Annotated in this window: 17 protein-coding genes; 6 read left to right on the top strand and 11 right to left on the bottom strand. The window is 41.4% G+C overall.

Features of this window, described 5'->3' with window-relative positions; all coding sequences use genetic code 11:
• The first annotated feature begins 384 nt into the window (after positions 1–384).
• The 3 genes from F6K46_RS11235 (at position 385) to F6K46_RS11225 (ending at position 3,371) form a co-directional block, all read left to right on the top strand.
• On the top strand, positions 385–558 hold the full coding sequence (locus tag F6K46_RS11235) for a hypothetical protein (RefSeq protein WP_293068370.1): 174 nt from the start codon (positions 385–387) through the stop codon (positions 556–558).
• Between the two features lie 425 nt (positions 559–983).
• A complete protein-coding gene (locus tag F6K46_RS11230) occupies positions 984–2,180 on the top strand; it encodes an aminoglycoside phosphotransferase family protein (protein WP_293117015.1) in 1,197 nt (398 codons plus the stop codon).
• A 114-nt stretch (positions 2,181–2,294) separates the two neighbouring features.
• On the top strand, positions 2,295–3,371 hold the full coding sequence (locus F6K46_RS11225) for a T3SS effector HopA1 family protein (protein WP_293056364.1): 1,077 nt from the start codon (positions 2,295–2,297) through the stop codon (positions 3,369–3,371).
• Here F6K46_RS11225 and F6K46_RS11220 read toward each other — a convergent pair.
• The 3 genes from F6K46_RS11220 to F6K46_RS11210 all read right to left on the bottom strand — a co-directional run bounded on the left by F6K46_RS11220 (position 3,343) and on the right by F6K46_RS11210 (position 6,356).
• Positions 3,343–4,092 carry a peptidylprolyl isomerase gene (locus F6K46_RS11220; RefSeq protein ID WP_293056362.1) on the bottom strand — a complete coding sequence of 250 codons (750 nt, stop codon included), beginning with the start codon at positions 4,090–4,092 and terminating at the stop codon, positions 3,343–3,345. The genes F6K46_RS11225 and F6K46_RS11220 overlap by 29 nt on opposite strands.
• Before the next feature lie 546 nt (positions 4,093–4,638).
• Positions 4,639–6,192 carry an HlyD family efflux transporter periplasmic adaptor subunit gene (locus F6K46_RS11215; protein WP_293056355.1) on the bottom strand — a complete coding sequence of 518 codons (1,554 nt, stop codon included), beginning with the start codon at positions 6,190–6,192 and terminating at the stop codon, positions 4,639–4,641.
• A complete protein-coding gene (locus tag F6K46_RS11210) occupies positions 6,171–6,356 on the bottom strand; it encodes a hypothetical protein (protein WP_293056350.1) in 186 nt (61 codons plus the stop codon). Before F6K46_RS11210 ends, F6K46_RS11215 begins: the two co-directional genes overlap by 22 nt.
• Before the next feature lie 42 nt (positions 6,357–6,398).
• Here F6K46_RS11210 and F6K46_RS11205 point away from each other — a divergent pair, with 42 nt between their 5' ends.
• Positions 6,399–6,539, top strand: coding sequence for a hypothetical protein (locus tag F6K46_RS11205; protein ID WP_293056348.1), 141 nt, complete (start codon positions 6,399–6,401; stop codon positions 6,537–6,539).
• Here the strand turns inward: F6K46_RS11205 and F6K46_RS11200 are convergent.
• From F6K46_RS11200 to F6K46_RS11190, 3 genes are all read right to left on the bottom strand, one after another.
• Positions 6,534–9,284, bottom strand: coding sequence for a peptidase domain-containing ABC transporter (locus F6K46_RS11200; protein WP_293056343.1), 2,751 nt, complete (start codon positions 9,282–9,284; stop codon positions 6,534–6,536). The genes F6K46_RS11205 and F6K46_RS11200 overlap by 6 nt on opposite strands.
• A 4-nt stretch (positions 9,285–9,288) precedes the next feature.
• On the bottom strand, positions 9,289–9,981 hold the full coding sequence (locus F6K46_RS11195; protein WP_293056338.1) for a helix-turn-helix domain-containing protein: 693 nt from the start codon (positions 9,979–9,981) through the stop codon (positions 9,289–9,291).
• A 1,675-nt stretch (positions 9,982–11,656) separates the two neighbouring features.
• Entirely contained in the window at positions 11,657–11,785 is a 129-nt protein-coding gene (locus F6K46_RS11190) for a hypothetical protein (protein WP_293056335.1), read from the bottom strand.
• 130 nt (positions 11,786–11,915) lie between these two features.
• On the opposite strand from F6K46_RS11190, the gene F6K46_RS11185 reads away from it, so the two are divergent.
• Positions 11,916–13,397 carry a zinc ribbon domain-containing protein gene (locus F6K46_RS11185; protein WP_293056330.1) on the top strand — a complete coding sequence of 494 codons (1,482 nt, stop codon included), beginning with the start codon at positions 11,916–11,918 and terminating at the stop codon, positions 13,395–13,397.
• Between the two features lie 97 nt (positions 13,398–13,494).
• Here F6K46_RS11185 and F6K46_RS11180 read toward each other — a convergent pair whose 3' ends face one another.
• The 4 genes from F6K46_RS11180 to F6K46_RS11165 form a co-directional block, all read right to left on the bottom strand.
• Complete coding sequence (locus F6K46_RS11180; RefSeq protein ID WP_293056324.1) at positions 13,495–13,794, bottom strand: hypothetical protein; 300 nt, start codon at positions 13,792–13,794, stop codon at positions 13,495–13,497.
• 226 nt (positions 13,795–14,020) lie between these two features.
• Positions 14,021–14,803, bottom strand: coding sequence for an HAD family hydrolase (locus F6K46_RS11175; RefSeq protein ID WP_075899248.1), 783 nt, complete (start codon positions 14,801–14,803; stop codon positions 14,021–14,023).
• A gap of 269 nt (positions 14,804–15,072) precedes the next feature.
• Positions 15,073–15,225, bottom strand: a complete 153-nt coding sequence (locus tag F6K46_RS11170; protein WP_293117012.1) for a hypothetical protein — start codon at positions 15,223–15,225, stop codon at positions 15,073–15,075.
• 187 nt (positions 15,226–15,412) lie between these two features.
• A complete protein-coding gene (locus tag F6K46_RS11165) occupies positions 15,413–15,556 on the bottom strand; it encodes a hypothetical protein (protein WP_158069559.1) in 144 nt (47 codons plus the stop codon).
• Positions 15,557–16,481: 925 nt separating this feature from the next.
• Between F6K46_RS11165 and F6K46_RS11160 the strand changes: the two genes are divergently transcribed.
• Positions 16,482–16,853 (top strand): hypothetical protein, encoded by a 372-nt coding sequence (locus F6K46_RS11160; protein ID WP_075899249.1) that lies wholly within the window; start codon positions 16,482–16,484, stop codon positions 16,851–16,853.
• Positions 16,854–17,186: 333 nt separating this feature from the next.
• Here the strand turns inward: F6K46_RS11160 and F6K46_RS11155 are convergent, their stop codons facing one another.
• Positions 17,187–17,966, bottom strand: coding sequence for a hypothetical protein (locus F6K46_RS11155; RefSeq protein ID WP_075899251.1), 780 nt, complete (start codon positions 17,964–17,966; stop codon positions 17,187–17,189).
• Positions 17,967–18,743: the final 777 nt, after the last annotated feature.

The raw sequence follows: 18,743 nt of genomic DNA, 5'->3' as shown, positions 1-18,743 counted from the left end.
CATGCTCAAAAGAAGTGCTAATTAATTTAGCACTTCTTCTCTTAGTCTTTTAGTCCAAGAGTAGTCTTGGGCTATTTTTTATGGTTTTTCTCAGTTTCAAGAGTTTTGTGGACATAACTGTTTTAGTTGATTCGGTAAATTAGCGAGAGGTTAACTATAAGAGTACTGCTCAAGGTAAGTTATAGGTTAATTATGAGCTATGAATAGGTTTATCCGTAGATCACTACATCTAATTTAATGACAAAAATGGGTTTGCTTTAGCATCAATAATCTCTAAAAATAATAGACATAATAAATTAATTTTAATAGGATTAAAACAGGAATCAAAAATTACTAATTGATTCCTGGTCAAGAACACACATTAATTATTGGAGAAAAACTCAAATGGCTGACATCAAAATTAATGATTTAAAACCCGCTGGCGCTGATTTATTTGCGGATGATGAGGGTTTGATGCAGAATCTAGATGATAGTCTATCTGGAAATGTATTTGGAGGACTAAAGAGTAATAATGAGATTTGCTTCACATCTGCTCGGAGCTGTATCGGATGCAGGTAGAGTAGTGCTAAAGATGTAGTGGTTTGGCTACGCTCTGGTCAAGGTAACGGGAGCTAAAATCACTACTTGTGTCCCACTACCTCATCCCCGAAACAGTAGGCGAATGATGCAATAAACTCTATTATTGCATCATAAAGTTTATTGCACTAGTTTAACTTATTACTCCCTTATCGCGCAAACAATACCGATTAAAATAGGCGCAAATGCCTTAAAAACTGTAAAAATCAATAGGTAATCTTACGCCGGGAAGGGAGTAATCATACCAAATCTAGTTCAAATTCCCTCCTTTTTCTAGAATCATCAAACCTTGTAGAGATGTTTTGTTCAAGCTTTCTCTAAGGAGAGTAACTTATCCAGATTTGGATTCAGATACTACTACCATTTATTTACCTTAAGTTCTATTTGGCTTATCGGAGCAATAACTAATGTACATAAAATTAAGTTCTAATAACTTATTTTCCTATTTAATTACCTCTAAACTATTACAACAACAGGAGCTAGTATTTGCAAAAATTTATCCTCAATGTAGTACAGCAGGTAGAGATAACTTCATATCTTTAACAGTTAATATACCTAAATTGGGCCAAATTTTTGTTAAACAGCTTCATCATAGTGCTGAAGTAATAAAAAACAAAATAAAAAATGAATTACTTTTTTATGAGTTTTTAGCATCTTGCTCAAATTTGATTGACCTCAGTTCTTTGCTTTTAGAATTGCTTTATTTTGATAAAATAAACTCGATAGTAATTTACCAATGCCCGGAAAATTATCTTAATTTAGAAAGTCATTACATAGAGAATAAAGGATTTTCAACAAAAATATCAGAGTTAATGGGTAATACTTTAGCAAATTTACATCGTGAGACTCTCAATTCTCAGGAATGCTACCATTTTATGAATCAAACTATCGAAGGAGAATTGTGCTATCAATTCCCTTATCCTGATTATTTACTAGATAGACTTTATCCCGAAGCTTGGCTACAAGAAATTCATTTTCAAGGTAATGGTTTTATAGCGACTTATCAAGGCTCTAAAACCTTAATAATGGCAGTTAAAGAGCTTGTAACTAATCATCATCACCGATGTATTACTCATAATAACCTTCAGTTTAATAATATTTACATCTCTCAATATTGGCTAGATAATTTAGAGCAAGCCCATAATTTTAATAAGTCTATTATTAGGCTAAGTAACTGGGAGAAATGTAGTTGGGGCGATCCAGCGTTTGACTTGGGAACAGTAATTGCTGGCTATTTACTATTATGGTTGGAAAGCATTATTATTCATCCCGATATTAAATTGGAACAATCTCTACATTTAGCTTTAGTCCCCTTAGAGTCTCTTCAACCTTCACTAGTAGTATTTATCAGATCTTATCTTGGTAAATACCCAGAAATAATACAAGAAGTTCCTGACTTACTTCGGCGAGTTGTTCAGTTTACTGGTTTAGCATTAATATACAAAGTTATCGCAATTATCCAGTCTTTCTATGGTTTTGATGCGCGATGTCATGCCATACTTAAGGTAGCCAGAAAACTACTCTGTAGTCCAGAAACATCATTTAGATCTGTTTTTGGTATCAAAGAGTCAGAACTGCTGGAAAAGGTAGTGGTAAAGATATAGTGGTTTGGCTACGGTCTGGTCAAGCTAACGGGAGCTAAAATCACTACTTGTGTACCACTACCCTGGAAAATATTACTTTCTAAACTTATAAATACTTTACTTTTTTTTAAAATTATGGAAAATTTAGAATACCTACAAGATATTGTTAATCAATTTTACATAAACTCTACGGAATTTTTGATCAGTTATCCAAACTATCACCCTTTAAAACCTTCTGATGATGCTATTGCGAAGCTTCAACAACTACCTCAGAATATCCAGAATGATTACTTAAGCTCCCTCATTACTGACTTAATATTCAGTATTTATCATAATGATAAATTCATAATAGAAACCAATGAAATTATTCCCTTAAAGTCAAAGGATCAAGTCTTGCTGAAGAATATATCTTCAGAAGTTGATTGGGAATTTTTTCAACAACTGCAAAATAATAATCCAGGAAAAGGATGGTGGAATCCTGGGGCGCGAGTTATAAGACAGGAAGCGGATGGAAGTCTTGCATTAGACAAGAAGGGTCTTACAATACATGTTAAGCCAGAAGACCATCTTAGACTAGAAGATCAGTCGGCTGTAGAAGGGGATTGGGTATCAGTGTTTACACCATCCTATCAAATAGTCAATCAGTTCTATGCAGCTTTTGGAGATAATGTTCAGTATTTCAGAAATTGGGTATATATTTACTTTAATTTTAGCTCTAAAGGTGCAGTTGCACTTATGAAAGAAATAACGATTAAATTTAATGAACTTAGTATTAATTTTATATTTCATGTTTTACATAATCCTATTAATTATGGACGATATGACGCAGGAATGTTACGCTTCGATAAAGATGATTATCTATCCATAAGGGAAGTTCTGAAAAATGTTTATGTAGAAAACGCTATACATTTTGAACCTCAAGTTCCTTTATTTACGAAAATGCTGGCTCCTGGTTTGGGTTTAGCAGAAAAGCCTGAAGAAAATTTTAAATATTTGGATGGTTTCGGAATGAATCGTTGTAAAATATTAGCCAAGGCTCTCCTGGAAGCTCATCTCAACAAAGACGATTCCCCAGAAGCACGCATGAAATACATTATCAAACATTTTGAAAATGCGGGGATTGACTTAGAGCGCCCTTATATCAATCCCGGTTCAGAAGATATTTATACTCCTTTAGACATAATTAATCTATCTGAGAATCTAACTGTTTAACAACTTCAACTTCCCCAATCTGTTCCTTCAACCACCCAGTAAACAAATCAGACATAATCTCAGACCGCAACTTCCCATCCAATTCCGATTTAAGAATCTCCTCAACCAAAATCAGATGCACTCCCTTAGAACTAACAATCGGCTTAAGCAACTGTGGCGGCTCAGCCGCAAAAACAGCAGCAGAAATTTCCGGCTTAAACTCCTGACGCTTAACAATTCCCCGATATCCTCCAGAGCGCCGCAACTCAGTATCCTGGATGTATTCGTGAGCAATTTCATAGAAACTTGTTTCCCCTTCATCCAGGGCATAAAAGAGTTCCATCGCTAGCTCTTGATCATCTAAAACGACTTCGTAAATAACTGCACTAGCATAATCGAGCTGATGTTCAAAGAAATAGGGTTCAACCTTATCCGCAAACAGATTTTGAACTACCTTACCAGCAATCAAATTAGTATACACTATCTCTTCAAAATCATCTAAAGACATACTGTGTTGTTGCAGCCATGCCCAAGTGTCCTCTGAATTCTCAAGTTTGTTCATTAATCGGAATTGGTCGGCTGCCTTTTGAAGGTCTTCAATCTCTACACGGATGCCAGCACTTTCAGCAGTAGCCGCAATAATCTTGCGGGTCACAATCCCTTCAATAATTTCTGGGATTTGGCAGGTTAGCTGGACTTGGTGAAAAATATCTTCAGTGGTAATCGTAATAGCTGGTAACATGATTATTTATTGGTAATTGGTAGGGAATAGGGAACAGGGAATAGGGAACAGGGAACAGGGAGCAGGGAGTAGGGAGTAGGGAGTAGGGAGTGTCTTGAAACTCGGAGATCCCCCATTATCCCCCTTAAAAAAGGGGGACTTTGAGTATGGCTCCCCCCTTATTAAGGGGGGCTGGGGGGGATCATAATCTTGCATAAAACTTTGAAAACACGCCCTAGTGCTATATCAGCACGTTTATCGCATTTATGAGGTACGCTTCATTGCCTCAAAGTCCCCCTTATTAAGGGGGATTTAGGGGGATCCCTTCCTCATGGGATAGAAAACTGTTACATATAGCATTTTTACTCATTGCTTTGATGCAGTCGCTGATTATAGCACTACCGATTAAGGTGAGGACATTGATACAAGTAGAAAAGCTGTTATAGTACACTTTTGCCTTTTGCCTTGCCCGTAGCGCTATATGTCCAACTCCTCATACCTCCCTACTCCCTGCTCCCTACTCCCTAATAAAACCTAAGACTTTGTATCTCACCCAATTGATAATTGCTACAATTCCAAACCCCCCTGCTGCAACTTCTTAAATGGATCGAGAATTAAATCCATAATCCGACGCTGCCGCACAATGACTTCTGCTGTTGCGGTGTCCCCTGGGCGGAGAGCAATACATTCTTTTGGTGTGGGCATACAGGTTTTATTGAGTTTAATTTCTAGGTCATAAGTAGGCACTTTACCCTGCTCCGTTTCCGTAACCTTGGAGGTTGGAGAAATCTTGATTACTGTTCCTTCTACTACTCCATAGTCTTGAAAAGGATAAGCATCAAACTTCATTTTTACTGCCATTCCTTCCCGTAAGGAGCCACTTTCTGAAATAGCGATCTGGGCTCGCAGGGAAAGGAACGACCCCTTTGGGGCAATCTCGACTATAGTGTCTCCAGGTTGCACTACAGCTCCGGCACTTTTGATCGGGGACTGAAACACTATTCCCTCGATCGGAGCAGCTAACACCCTTTGATTTAACTGAAATTCCAAGGATTTTATCTGACTTTTACTCTGGGATAGTTCAGCTTGGAGGGTAGTAATTTGGGTTTCTATATTCTTGAGTTGTTCCTCACTTTTTAGTAAAGCTAGTTTACCAGAATGAACTAAAGTTTTATAACTCCGTTCTTGCTCTTGTAAGCGCAGGCGAGCTTGTTTAATATCAGCGGAGGCTTGATGAATGGTCTTTTCATAACTACCTTGTTGCTCTTTCAGGCGAGACTGAGCTTGTTTTATGTCTAATTCAGTTCTGATGATATTTTTCTGGGCTTCTTTGGCTGACTGTTGCACATCTAAAAAGCGTTCTTTTGACAAAACCCCTTCTTCATAAGCGTTTTTGTAACGGGGAATTTTTTCCTCAGCACTTTCTAAACGAATAGTTTCTAATTCATAGGCAACCTTGCTAGAGTCTATCGCCCCTCGTGCCTGCTCTATTTGTGCCAATAGTTCTTCTTTTTGTAAACTGTAGGCGAATTTAAAGGCTTCCAGATTCTGCCGTGCTTGCTCGACTTGCGCCTGTTTTTCTAACTCTTGAGCTTGGTTTTGTTGCTCCTGGGTACGCAGAGCTAGTATCAATTGGTTTTTCAGCACCTCTAATTGATTCAGGCGATTCTGTTGCCCTTCTAATTTTTTTTGTTCCTGCTGAAGTTCAGTGCTAACTAACTCTGATTCCAGTTCTAGTAAGGTTTGACCAGCCGTTACCAATTCCCCTTCTTTCACCTTAATTGCTGCTACCGTTCCTGCCACTGGAGCATCAAGTTTGATAGTTTCCCCCGTAGGTTCCAATCGTCCTCTGGCTTTTCCCGTCTCATCCACCTGAGCTAAGATCGCCCAAGGTAACGCAATACCGATAAATACTATCAAAAAATACAGTAATCCCCTTGTCCAAACCTGGGGTAATGTATCCAGCAGTTCCTTAGTAGCATAAGACCAGTCATGACCCTGGAGCGGTTGATCATTCCTAGGTTGAGGAGTCGTTTCTTGGGTGAGTAACTCCTGATACCGACGCTGGTCTGGAAGAGTTTGAGTAGGACTATGTCCATTCAATGTATGATTTTCAGGCATAGCAGTATTTCCATTTGAGTTGTGAACATAGGATTGATGGGAACAGGGAGCAGGGAGCAGGGAGCAGGGAGCAGGGAGCAGGGAGTAGGGAGCAGGGAACAGGGAACAGGGAACAGGGAGCAGGGAACAGGGAACAGGGAACAGGGAACAGGGAACAGTAACAAAGAGTTGGGAGGATTTTTTGGTGTTATTAAAAATCAGAAATATTGTTCATAACCTATATTCCACACCCCACACCCCACACCCTACTCCCTACTCCCTACTCCCCACACCCCACACCCCACACCCCACACCCCACACCCCACACCCTACTCCCCACACCCCACACCCTATTCCCTGCGCTATAATTGCTGCTGATTCAGATAGAAATAATGTCCTCGCTTTGCCATTAAGTCTTCGTGAGTACCGCTTTCTATCAAGACCCCTCTATCGAGGACTAAAATCAGGTCAGCTTTCCGTACGGTAGAAAGACGGTGAGCAATCACTAGGGTGGTGCGGTTTTTGAGAATAGTATTGAGATTGGTCTGAATAATCCGCTCGGATTCTGCATCCAGGTGGGAGGTGGCTTCATCGAAAATTAATAGGTGGGGATTTCCCAAGAGGGCGCGAGCAATGGCTAAACGCTGTCGCTGTCCCCCAGACAACATCCCTCCTCCCTCCCCAATCTCGGTTTCATAGCCCATGGGCAATTTTTGGATAAATTCATCAGCACCGGCCAGTTTTGCTGCTGCCATAATTTCTTCTAAGGTGGCTGAGGGATAAGCCAGACTGATGTTTTCTCGAATTGTCCCTCCAAACAGAAAGGTATCTTGATCCACCACACCAATTTGCTGGCGCAAGGAGCCTAAGGAAAGACTGGTGATATCCTGCCCATCAATCAATACCTTCCCATCTGAGGGAAGATACAGCCCCAACATCAGCTTGGAAATGGTGCTTTTCCCGGAACCACTGCGCCCCACTAGGGCGACCATTTGCCCTGGTTTTACCTCAAAACTAAGATTTTCCAAGACATTGGTATCACTTTCTGGGTGATAGCGGAAGGTGACCTTATCAAAACGAATGTGACCGCGCAATTGAGGTAATGATTGCCGTGCTTGATAGTGCAAATCTTCTTCTGGTTGGTAATCCAGCACATCATTGATGCGCTCCATAGCAATCACCACTTCCTGAAATTCATTCCACAGTACCGTGATCCGCTGGAAAGGGGTAATCACATTACCCAGCAACATATTAAAAGCCACCAATTGCCCAATGGTGAGCTGATTTTGAATCACCAACCATGCCCCAAACCAGAGCAGTGCGGTAGTGGCTAACCCCTCGATGGTATTGCTGAAAATCTGGAGTCGATTGCTAATCACTTGCCCAGAAAAGTTAGTTTTAACCTCTTTATTTAATAACTCTTCCCAATGCCAGCGTACGGTTTGCTCAACTGCTGTAGACTTGACAGTGCGGACACCAGAAAGCACTTCAATCAGATAACTGCTTTCTTTTGCGATCGCATTAAATACTTCCCGAGAAATTCGTTTTAAAAAGGGTGTAGAAATCAACGCCAACAGGAAAAAGGGTGGTACAATTACTAAAATTAGCAGCGCCATCTTCCAACTGTACCAAAACATCAATCCCACATAGATAAAAACTGTTACTAAATCTAGCAGGATAGATAACGCTTCACCGGTAAGAAACCGCTCAATTTTACGATTTTCCTGAATCCGGGAGGTAATATCACCCACAAAACGAGACTCAAAGAAACCTAAAGGTAATCGCAATGTATGGCTGATAAACCCCACAATTAGTGCTAGGTCTACTTTATTTGCGGTGTGGTCAAGCAAATATTGCCGCAACCCGGTAATCGCAACCCGAAACATAGTAAACATCAGCAATCCTAACCCCACAGCGGTTAGGGTGAGGGTGCTCCGTTGCACCACCACTCGGTCTAAAATTATCTGGGTAAATATCGGTGTAATCAGACCAAATATCTGGATCATCAGGGAAGCAAAAAACACCTCCAGCAACACGACACTGTGAGGCTTTACCAACTCAAAAAATTGCCAGAAAGAGGTCTTACTTTCTTTGGTATCCTTCAGGATTGCTGTGGGTTCCAGTAGCAGTACATAACCAGTCCAATCCGCTTTGAATTCCTGGTGGCTCAGACTTTTCTGACCAAGAGCAGGGTCAGCAATTACCACATGCTTGTTGGTGATTTCATAAACAACAATAAAGTGTTTTCCTTCCCAGTGGACAATCGCAGGTAGCTGTTGTTTTGCCAGTCGATCCAGACTAGCTTTCACTGGTCGAGTGGAAAAGCCAATACTTTCGGCAGCCGCTGATAGTCCCCGCAATGAAGCGCCATTACGGTCAGCATTGGAGATATCTCGCAAGCGATTAACACTGAATCGTTTCCCCCAATAGCGACCGATCATCACCAGACAGGCAGCACCGCAGTCAGAACCACTCTGTTGGGCAAAAAACGGATAGCGCCGGATCACTCGCTGCCACAAATGACCAACTTTTTGAGTAGGGCTAGGAAAGTAAGCTTTGCTGATGGTTTGCTTGGGTTTTTCGTCTCCGGAGGTGGGGATATCTTTCTTTTCCCCCACTCTTTTTACTTCCCCCACTCTCTCTTTCTGCGACTCTCCCAAAGGAGTTTCCGAAGGCATCAGCAGGGAATTTTGCCCTTGGGCCTGACGATAAAAATGTTCGCGGATTTGGGGATGTTTGCTAATCAGGGGAAATAACAGTTCCGGAGTTAGATAACAGAGCTTGGTTTTGAGGGATGCTCTGGCTGAGTAGGACTCAAAAGACTCTTCTGGAAAGAAAGTACACTCCCCAAACGAAGCTCCCGCTTCTAGATTGGTAATTAACTCCCCGGCGCTATTAATCAGTCTGACCTTTCCGGAAATCACAATATAAATGCCAGCTTCAGCATCTGTTGACTGCCAAAATTGACCGACCGTTGGCTCGCGATATTTTATTTGTTTGAGACAGCGTGATACCTCTAATTCTGAAAGAGAATGCCCTAGAGTATTAGCGAGCTGCTCAGGGGAAATCAGTGGATTAGATCTAGGATTAGATGTAGATGTATGTCGAACCATAATCTCATGCCATGTTGCTGGGATTAAATAGCCAAAAACTATTGGACTCGGAGCCATTAGCGGATTTCAGGTCAGAAATAAAGATGCTGTGACCATCGTTTTCCTGTCTGCTAGGGGAGTTAACCTTTCTCCGTGTTGGTATAGTCGATAATCCCATGTCTTTGAGCAATCGTTGCAGGTGGCGATTGCTGAGTTCAATCCCGAATTCTTTGGCCAGATGTTTGTTCAACCAATTCACTGTCCAGCGGCGAAAGGAATACCCATAATCCCGGGGACTCTGGTTAATCAGTTCTTTCAAACGGTCTAAATACTCCTCATTGACTGCCTTGGGGCGACCAATGGGACAATCCTGCCATTGGTGAGCCATCCCACTACGAGCGATATGCATCCAATGTCTTACTGTTGCGGCACAACACCCCAAGGTTTGACAAATTTCCGTTTGAGATTTGCCCTCATCTGCTAATAACATAATTTGAATCCGCTGACGGTAGGATTCATGTAAATCCTCTTCTAGGCTTTTTTGGAGCAGTTTGCGTTGGAAGGCTGTTAAATAATGACTTTGAGGAATTTTGGCTTCTTTACGTTGCTCGTTGTTCATATTAATCGGTTTTCTATTTCCCACAGCCCCAAATTGGGCATCTTTGAGCTTAATCCAGTCTGCAATACCAAGGTGGCTTGGTGCAGATATTATAGACAAGTCATCCAGAGTTTTTGGTCAGGGTAAGTTTGAGCTAATTACAATCAAAATTTTGATTTTTAAGATGCGCCCTGTCTTGGTTTTGTGAGCGTGCCTACAGCACTATTTAAAACTTCTGCAATGACCATAAATTAATGATTTAAAGTCATTGAATTAAGTTAAAACAAAGTAGAACTATACTCCGTCGAGATTAACAACTGGAGTTTTTTCTGGTAGTTTTTTCTGTCGGCAAAACTATGGGTTGCCAAAAAGTAGATGTAGTTTAAACCCTGAAAAGCTATAGCGCTGTGCCCTTGAGATTACGGAACGTCGTATCAGGGCACAGTAAACAGTAGGAAAAAGCGATCCAGCGAGGTTTTGGGATTTCCACGGGGCTTTCAAGGTGCGGACCCAGGTGACCCACACAGCCCATCCCCACTCGCTATTGCATCAAGATTATCCGAGTGGTTTTTGGTGTTATGAGACATCACCATTGGGGTTCATGAGCTATTTATAAATGCTATAGAACCCAAAACTTCAGCGAACAGGGAGCATGTCAGTTTTGTTAATCCCTGATTGAGTACCCCCATTATCCCCCGCGCGTAAGGGGGACTTGTGAATCTAATTCCCCCCGTTTTTAAGGGGAGTAGTGGGGGGATATATATACATAATCACAAAGGTGACATGCTCCCCAGTGAACACCATGAACTGACAGTTCCAAAACAGATAGTTTGAACTTGGATCTAAGTAATTAAGAGTTCAATCAACTCTTGCTATTGATAGCTTACTTGTCTCCAAAAAATATTATATAACACTTATATAATATTTAGCATTTTCACAAAAAAATCACTAAAGTTTGATATTTAGCTTTGATCAAACAACTATGATCAGATCAAATTCCATAGTTTATCCCTTTCTGCAAAATGGATGTAATCTGTAATTATCAGAGGATTGGAATTAGCCACTAGCCCGGACCTTAGCACCGATGAAGTGAGCACCACTGAAGGCTGACAAGGCTGCTTGTCACACCTGAACGCTATAGCTAGTTTTTTAGTGGAGTGGAAGCCTGAGTTAATGCATTTCCCTGGGTAGTAATTTAAAGGTGAGTGTCATACTTCACCATTTGCCACATGAGCTGAGTGTTTTGGTCCGCGAACCATTACGATGGCTGCAAGCTGCTACATGTAAAGCAATGTTGAGTTGGTAGTAACGGCTTCTTTACCTATTATTCCTTAATAATAGGTAATGCTGACAGTACCCAAAAGGGTACTGTTTCACTGGACTTTCTGTGTTAAGGCAATATGCAGAATATGCATTTAAATTTCAGTCCGAGCCACTATTGATGTGTAGCCGTAATCGGCCAGAATTGGGATGAAAACCTCTCTGGGTAAGGGAAAAAGGTCAATTGCCTGAAAGTGAATACTTAATGATATACGCCTCCAAGGTGAATCGCCCTCCCCATCTAGGTTGATCGGTGATTGGATTGCAAGATTTTGTCAAAGTCCCGTTATCTGGTATTTGATTCATGACTATAACTCATCCTTACTGGTTTAGGACTACCAAGAGCATTAAGCTTTATTGGTTGCCCTCACTCTAATTAATCACTCCAAAAATTGAATTTTTATACAATTTTATGTACAGTTTTGTAACGAATATCATGGTCATCACCCAGGCAATTCAACCTATGAATGCTAAACTAAACCACGATAATGATTAAAATCAACATCTGTAGCGGGCTTGGGGAGAACTGGTTGAGAAAATTTTGCTTTTGCGATCGCGTAGCGTGACCTACGGTCAATCGCCTTTGGCGGGCTCTTCGAGCCATCGCATAACCTTTGTCCCCGACAGGAGATCAATCTGCTAGATTAATTTGCCTTGCAATTAAGTAGCCAAAAAGCGGGATAAAAACGGATTTTTTAGGGTATAATGGACACAGATGCCAACTAGCGTGAGCGATGCCTAATCGCCAGAAAAAATCAGGTACAATTAAGAAGCTCTCAACCCAGGTAGTCCCAGTAATTGGGATGTCAATGACGGTTGAAGCTGAGCTTTTTGCCATGATGGATCGTTTAGGCGTAGTTCGCTCTGAGTCCTATAACAAGCTGGGCAGCGTCAGTCATTGGGGACTTGATTGGAGGAAAGCTTATCCAGAAGTCAGAGCTTTTAGGACTCCAGAGTCTTTAGGGTTGCCATCCAAGCTAATGGAATGGACGGTTAGTGATGTCGCTAAAGCCATTAGTGCCCAACAAGCCGCTTGTATTGAAGCATTAGGAAAAATTCTGCATAAACAATTTCCAGGCAAAGAGAACGAAAAACGACGTTCTCAGTGCTACAAGCAATTATCGAGTTCTAGTTTTCTAGAGGATCCATTTCTACATCGAATTGTCAGGAAAACTTTTCAGCGTGGCCATTCTTGGGTAAATAATCAAATAGTCTACCAACAAAATGGTTACTCCTGTAAGCGAATATCTAGACACACTTATCAGTTAGAAATGGCGGGATTACGTAGAGGGAAACGGAATCGAATTCTCGTAAGGTCTAATCGAAAAATAACTGGACAGATTAGACTAATTCACAATCAAGATTTCCAGCGTTTTGAAATCCATTTTTTGGTTGAGCATGGAACTGTCAATATTGCCAAGGAAAGTCGTTTTCTGGGCGTAGATAAGGGTTACACAGAAGCGTTTTACGATTCAGATGGCCGTGCCCATGGTCTGGGCTTAGGCAAATTGGCAAGTAATAAGTCTGATAGAATTACTCAGAAAAACCGCCATCGTGGAAAATTGTGGGCACTGCATCGAAAGTTAAAAAAAATCGACCCGGCCAAATCAGCTCGCATACTAGAAAATAATCTGAGCCGAAAAACGGAAAATCGTCGCTACAGAAAAGACCAGGCAGGAATTATAGCCATTATAGGCGCTGCAAGTAGGTCACTTTTTAATGGGGAATCATTGAAAGTCTTCGCAGAAGATTTAACCGAACCAATCAAAGGGAAACGTCAATCATTAGCAATGTCTCGAAAATTGAATAGCTGGATGAAAGGAGCTATTCGAGACTCTTTACAAAAATGGGCTAACTGGACTGGTTCAGTAGTTTTAGAAATTCAGCCAAGCTACACGTCGCAAGTTGACTCCGTAACTGGCACCCTGTTAGGGGTCAGGAAAGGGGACACCTTTACCAGATTTAATGGGGTCGTGTTGCAGGCTGATCACAATGCTGCACGGAATATTCTTGGTCGTGGTACAGATCACGAGATCTCCCGGTATACGAAAAGGGAAGAAGTCCAAGCAGTATTGTTGCGTCGTACCGCGCGTTTCCTGGAAGGTATGGACTTGAGTTTAGCTGATGCGGTTAAGCTAGGATGGCTTGATTCTAAGCATAGCAGAACTCAAGCTTTTAGGGATCTCCTTGCCGGGATGCAAGGAACGCTTAGATAGTGAGTGGAAGGTTCGACTCCAGTTACTGCTTGACCACTCCTCACTCAAGCAACAATAAATTGACCTTGACCGATTTATCCGGGTTTACCCCGATTAATCACGGTTTAAGAGTATCCCTGATTAAAGCTCCCGTATCATTGGCACTGATGCGCGAACCCAGTTCTATCACATAGGTAGCTGGATTAGGAATTGCCCCTTTTTTGGTGGTGTAGTCATGGGTAACGGTAATCCCATGAACAGTTTTAGCACGACTAACCACCTCAGTACTGTAGAGGTTACGTGCCTCATTAATAACTTGAGTGGATAAGGCGGAATACTCTAGTGCGTGGGATTCAATTAGATCCATAGAGAGACGAGACATGCTTGAGAGGGCAATTCCCACTCCCAGGCAAAACATGATCGTTAGAACCAGGATTATTCTCTGAAAAATTAGGTTGAGTAACCAGTTCCAGAGTTTAAAAATTAGGTGTCGCATCCCATAGAAACCCCAACCGAAAAGCGTGTTATTCAAAATCCCTTTCACCCCTGGTTGAGAACACCATCTCAGAGGTGATAGTTATAGAGTTCCCTGAAATGCTGACAAAACCTAAATTTCGCTTGCCATTAGGACTAATACTTAATGCTTAATCTAGCCAATTTGAAAAATCCTGGGAAAATTGTTCAAGAGACAACAACTGAATTCTCGGGTCATTACAAGCAGATTCTTGCTCAGCTTTGGTGTTGTAGCCCCAATCAGCTAGATAGAGTTTCACCGGTTTGAGGTCTTGCTGCTGTTGCACAGATTTAAGGGTCTTGAGCCGATCTTCCACAAACCATAGTGTTACGGCTTCCCCTGGAAAAGTTTCAATTAATTGTCGTAGGGTTTGATGTTTGGGTCGTTTGGACTCCTTGCCAATAATTCTGTCTTGTGGTAATTTAATACCTTGTTGCAGCAATAGTTGTTTGATGAAGCGTCCTTCTTTAGTAGAAACAATATATACCTGTGTGGTATTTGTGGAAAGTATTTGATCCAACCGCTCAATCACACCGGGATAAAATTGGTGTAGACTCAACCAACCATCTAAATCGGTAGTAATCCATTTATCCCGAATAGTGTCTAACTGCTTAGCTATATCGGTTCTGTCTAAGGTCTCGGAATTAACGATAGACTGGGAAACCGTTGACCAATTCTGCAAAATCTCGTCTTCTGAAATACCGAGAATCAGCGCGTGAATCAATATTGGCATTTCCCAGCCGATTTGGATAACAGGTCGTAAGGGGTAGAAGCTAGCTGCTAAATTTTCGGGTGGTGTTTCACTGGCGGGTTTCCAAATTTGACAGTATGTACGCCACGCCGTCTGAAAATATTCTAATAGTCCGTTACACAGAACACCGTCAAAGTCAAGAGCCAGAATTGTGGGTACCATTTAACTTAATTAATACTTATGAATACTACAAATTACTATACTCAAAATTGAGAAAAAAAAGTAAAATAGTTTAGCTTTACTTTTTCCCATTATTTTTTTACCTTATGCAATAATAGATAGCAAGGTTTTAGTGAATTGGTATAATTTTATAGCACCCTATCAAGTTATAGTTTTTATGGCACTCCAGCAAATTTAAGAAGATTGAGCTTTGCTCACGCTACGCTCCGGAAGCTAAGCTTCCGCGCTTATGGGATTGGCCGTAGGCCACGCTACGGGATCGACAATACCAAATTTTCCTGAATGTGAACCCAGTGTTGGTGTCTGACTTGCCTGTGACCAAAGCGGTAAGCAGCAACTGAAAACTCCACTGGAATAAATGGCTGATTTTGCCAGTTATACCATTGACGACCCTCCTTGAGCACGGTCTCAACTACTTCATAGGCTCACGATCAGGGGCAGAAACTTGTGTAGTACAATCCATTGGTAATGCCAAGGAACTAGAGACTGGGCTTCTTCAAACCGATCATGTTTCTCCTTGATACTCCAGCTTGTCAATCACTGCGTTATGGAACTTGATAAACGGTAGCTGAACCTAAGAGTTTCAGAATTTCATGTTGGTGAGGGACTGCTGGCTTGGGAAATACGCGATGGCTCGAAGAGCCCGCCAAAAGCGATCGCATTGCTCACTTTATTACTCCATAAATCTAGCGCTATATATAAATTAGGAGCTCTCAACGTATATAGCGTTTTCATTTCACGTGAAAATGCTATACTTGTTAAGCAAAACCACTATTCCTCCTCAAGGAACCATAAAAACTAATAGAAGTTACCACCTAACCCAGGGTTTTTGAGATCAAGTTTTTCGATCAGCCCTTGTCCTTTGCTTATCAGGTGCATCTCATATTTGTAAATAAAGAAGGGAAGTGTGGGAAGTGTGGGGCCCGGGCGCGGGAAATGTGCCAATTTTCGCGCGAATTTTTTCGTAATTGTAAAAGCGATGCAGAGGTGCGACCCGTGGCGAATTTAATTACGGGTCAAACGCACCATTACGGTCTTGGGGAGGCAGCGCGGTCTTGGGAAGGCAGCGCCGACCTGGGGGGGTTTCCCCTATGAGCGACTGCTGTTCCACGGGGCAAACAGCGGTGCGGACGCAGGTTCCGCACACAGACCCATGGGCCATGAGCGACTGCCGTGGTTACCCCCATGAGCGCTTTGCATCAAGAAAGGATGAAGTTTTACCAAAGGATAAAGGTAAAGGGAAATTTTTATCGTTCATCCCAGGTTACTGTCACTCTAAATCTTGACTATTGGTCAGATCAATAACTTAAAAAACACGCTTCCTAGTAAGTTATTCCAGCCTCACCGGTGTGGGAATATAAATCACTATAAATTGGCCATAAATTCAATTATTCGTTAACTAAAGTATAACTTATATATAACTCAAAAAACAATTGCAAACTATGGATTTTTTTTAAATTAATTTAAGCATTATAAAATGGCATAAATGAGTAAATACTACCAATCCATGTTTTTTTTAACGAATCAACCATTGGATAAATTCTCAAAAGCTAACCCTAAGAGCATTTGTTCGTTGTAGACTACAAATAATTTGAGCGAATCCATTTTTAATCAATTACCATAAAGAAAATAAGAGCTATAATAAACTTAGAGGTACAAAATGAATACTTGGGTAAAGTCAGAAGCTGCGTACCTAGAAAATCATCGCCCTTGGTACGAGGGACCTCATGGCACTTGCAATCTCCTCAAACCGACTCTAATCCACATGGGAGACGATAAGCCACTTCATTTGATGTTCCCTGTCCATTGGACTGAAGCTATAGATGCCTTACCTCAAGCTAAAACAATGGCACGGCAACTCAATGGGTTCTTAGTACTACTGCTTTATGGACAGGCATCTGACCAAGAAATTCAATCCTTGGTACTAGAATTAGCAGAAGCCCAAGTTCTCCCCTTGTGGCTAGGTTGGCAAAATAGGAAAAGATTCGACCGCATTGTAGCGATGCTTTCGACGAATTCTGAACTGAATTGATGTCAGTGCATATGATGTCAGTCCATAGTAAGGGTGCATTCAAGGCATTTAGCACTGATATTGACAGTGCTTGCATGGTTTGTGACGAGGATTCTTTAGGAGTTAGACCTTGAATTATTGAAGCAATAGAATTATTGAAGCAATCCACATGAACATTATGAACAGACTAGACAGAATCGAGCTGATGTGATTAGGGTTTTTATTAAAACATTACGTGGTAAGATTCCGGTTTGACTGGTAAGAAAAGATAATGACTAACCCTTGATATGACTTAACTATCAATATCTAGGAATTAGCCATTACCAAGTTTTTTTGGTAGCTATCTGATCACGACTACTCGAGTGAGGTTTTCGGTGACCGTCTTTTCATAGCCTTTTTTACAGTGACCATCTGAGACATAAGATGCTGAACTTTAGTGTAGAGTTGGTCAAACTCATCACCATTAAGGGGAGTTGGTTTCTTCTGTGGCTCCTGAGCAGCATTGGGTGGAGCATAGGCTAGAAATGATTGCACCGATGGAAACCTAGCCGTAGCTGCTCGCACGTCCAAGTCGGGTTTAGTGGGGGATTGAGTGGATGGTTCATGATCCACTGTTTGATTGGTAATTATTACAGGTTCAGTTACCGACCCAGTTTCGGCAATCGGATGGTAGTTTTTGGGCAAGGATTCAGAAGTGACTTGCTCAACATTGCTAATGGGCTGGTAGTTGTCGTTCAAAGATAGTGAAGTGTCTTTCTCTGAGGTAAACTCCTTCAGTCCAGAAGCGTCTAACCTAGAGTCTGAGAGCTGAAGTGTCTCTAACAATTCCTCCTTTTTCTTGAGATTTTCCTCAAGACCCGATAACTGTGCCTCTATATCAGACCGGTTGCGGTCAGCGGAGCGCCATCCGGTCATCGCCACTGTAGCAGTTCCTACAGTCAGACTTAGTAGCGCTGCTAAGCCCAAGTAAGGTGGAGCTACGTCCATTAGTTTACCGTCAAACACTGGCTCCTCTTGTACTTGGATATTTAAAGGTCTAGAGCCAAACCAAGCTAGTGGTATGGTTAGGACTGTAAAGAGTGCAGCTGAAAATACAATTGGTTTCAGGACAAATTGCTTAATCGGAGATGTCATAATCAGTAGTTTCCTTCGATAGTTGCCGCATCAGCCATTTAACCTGAGCCGCGTCAGACTTTGCCAAGTTTTGATCAAGTTGTGATCTGTTTAGTCTTTCGCTCACTCCTTATCGGTGGTCAGCGGCAGAAGTTTTTTGTAGCTGCACCCTTTAATACTTTGGCTTTTCTTTAAGTTAATCCGTAGTAATCCCATGTTTCATAAAAGTTTCATGAAACGATTTACTAAGTTTATGAATTTTACATGAATAAGTAGTGAAGGTATATTTAGAGAAATAAGTAGTGAAGGTATATAAACCCCTTCTAGATTGAAACTTGCAGTTCCTAGTGATTACCTGAGAACTTTACAATTAATCAGAAGACTCCCTGAAAAACCGAGGGTTTTGAAGGTGGATGTGGGGGAAACTAAAAAGGGTTATGGAACTAAAACCCATGTTCAATAAGCGTTCGACTGTATGCCCCCCCAAAAGTTGGTAAGTTTTTTAAATACCTGCCCTGACTTAGTCTTTGGAATCTGTCAAAATACTTTGTGACGGTTGTGTGACAACCTCCCAGAAATCCCTAGCTGATTTCGAATCTAGCCTTTACCCATCAAGCATTACATGATTTTTAACCAGGGGAATTGTATGGTTTCGGTTTTGAGGAGATACACTGACATTAGCGCTAGTTTTGGGTATTGATATTAAGGAATTGTCTATCGTCACCTACCCATTGCCCTATATATATATAGTTGCTTAATTTAGTTTTTCGAGTTAGTCAAGGTGCGCTTTCCGTGATG

It is taken from the genome of Moorena sp. SIO3E8 (genome assembly GCF_010692445.1).
GTDB classification, from domain to species: Bacteria; Cyanobacteriota; Cyanobacteriia; order Cyanobacteriales; family Coleofasciculaceae; genus Moorena; species Moorena bouillonii.
Note: the sequence above shows the minus strand (reverse complement) of the source record. Positions and strands in the feature narration are given on the sequence as shown.

Excerpts from the sequence above, each read along its gene's own strand:
- F6K46_RS11230 (WP_293117015.1), top strand. The coding sequence starts at position 984 with ATGTACATAAAATTAAGTTCTAATAACTTATTTTCCTATTTAATTACC.
- F6K46_RS11215 (WP_293056355.1), bottom strand. The coding sequence starts at position 6,192 with ATGCCTGAAAATCATACATTGAATGGACATAGTCCTACTCAAACTCTT.
- F6K46_RS11220 (WP_293056362.1), bottom strand. The coding sequence starts at position 4,092 with ATGTTACCAGCTATTACGATTACCACTGAAGATATTTTTCACCAAGTC.
- F6K46_RS11200 (WP_293056343.1), bottom strand. The coding sequence starts at position 9,284 with ATGGTTCGACATACATCTACATCTAATCCTAGATCTAATCCACTGATT.
- F6K46_RS11190 (WP_293056335.1), bottom strand. The coding sequence starts at position 11,785 with ATGGCTCGAAGAGCCCGCCAAAGGCGATTGACCGTAGGTCACGCTACG.
- F6K46_RS11185 (WP_293056330.1), top strand. The coding sequence starts at position 11,916 with ATGCCTAATCGCCAGAAAAAATCAGGTACAATTAAGAAGCTCTCAACC.
- F6K46_RS11175 (WP_075899248.1), bottom strand. The coding sequence starts at position 14,803 with ATGGTACCCACAATTCTGGCTCTTGACTTTGACGGTGTTCTGTGTAAC.
- F6K46_RS11225 (WP_293056364.1), top strand. The coding sequence starts at position 2,295 with ATGGAAAATTTAGAATACCTACAAGATATTGTTAATCAATTTTACATA.
- F6K46_RS11235 (WP_293068370.1), top strand. The coding sequence starts at position 385 with ATGGCTGACATCAAAATTAATGATTTAAAACCCGCTGGCGCTGATTTA.
- F6K46_RS11165 (WP_158069559.1), bottom strand. The coding sequence starts at position 15,556 with ATGAAAACGCTATATACGTTGAGAGCTCCTAATTTATATATAGCGCTA.
- F6K46_RS11160 (WP_075899249.1), top strand. The coding sequence starts at position 16,482 with ATGAATACTTGGGTAAAGTCAGAAGCTGCGTACCTAGAAAATCATCGC.
- F6K46_RS11180 (WP_293056324.1), bottom strand. The coding sequence starts at position 13,794 with ATGTTTTGCCTGGGAGTGGGAATTGCCCTCTCAAGCATGTCTCGTCTC.
- F6K46_RS11155 (WP_075899251.1), bottom strand. The coding sequence starts at position 17,966 with ATGACATCTCCGATTAAGCAATTTGTCCTGAAACCAATTGTATTTTCA.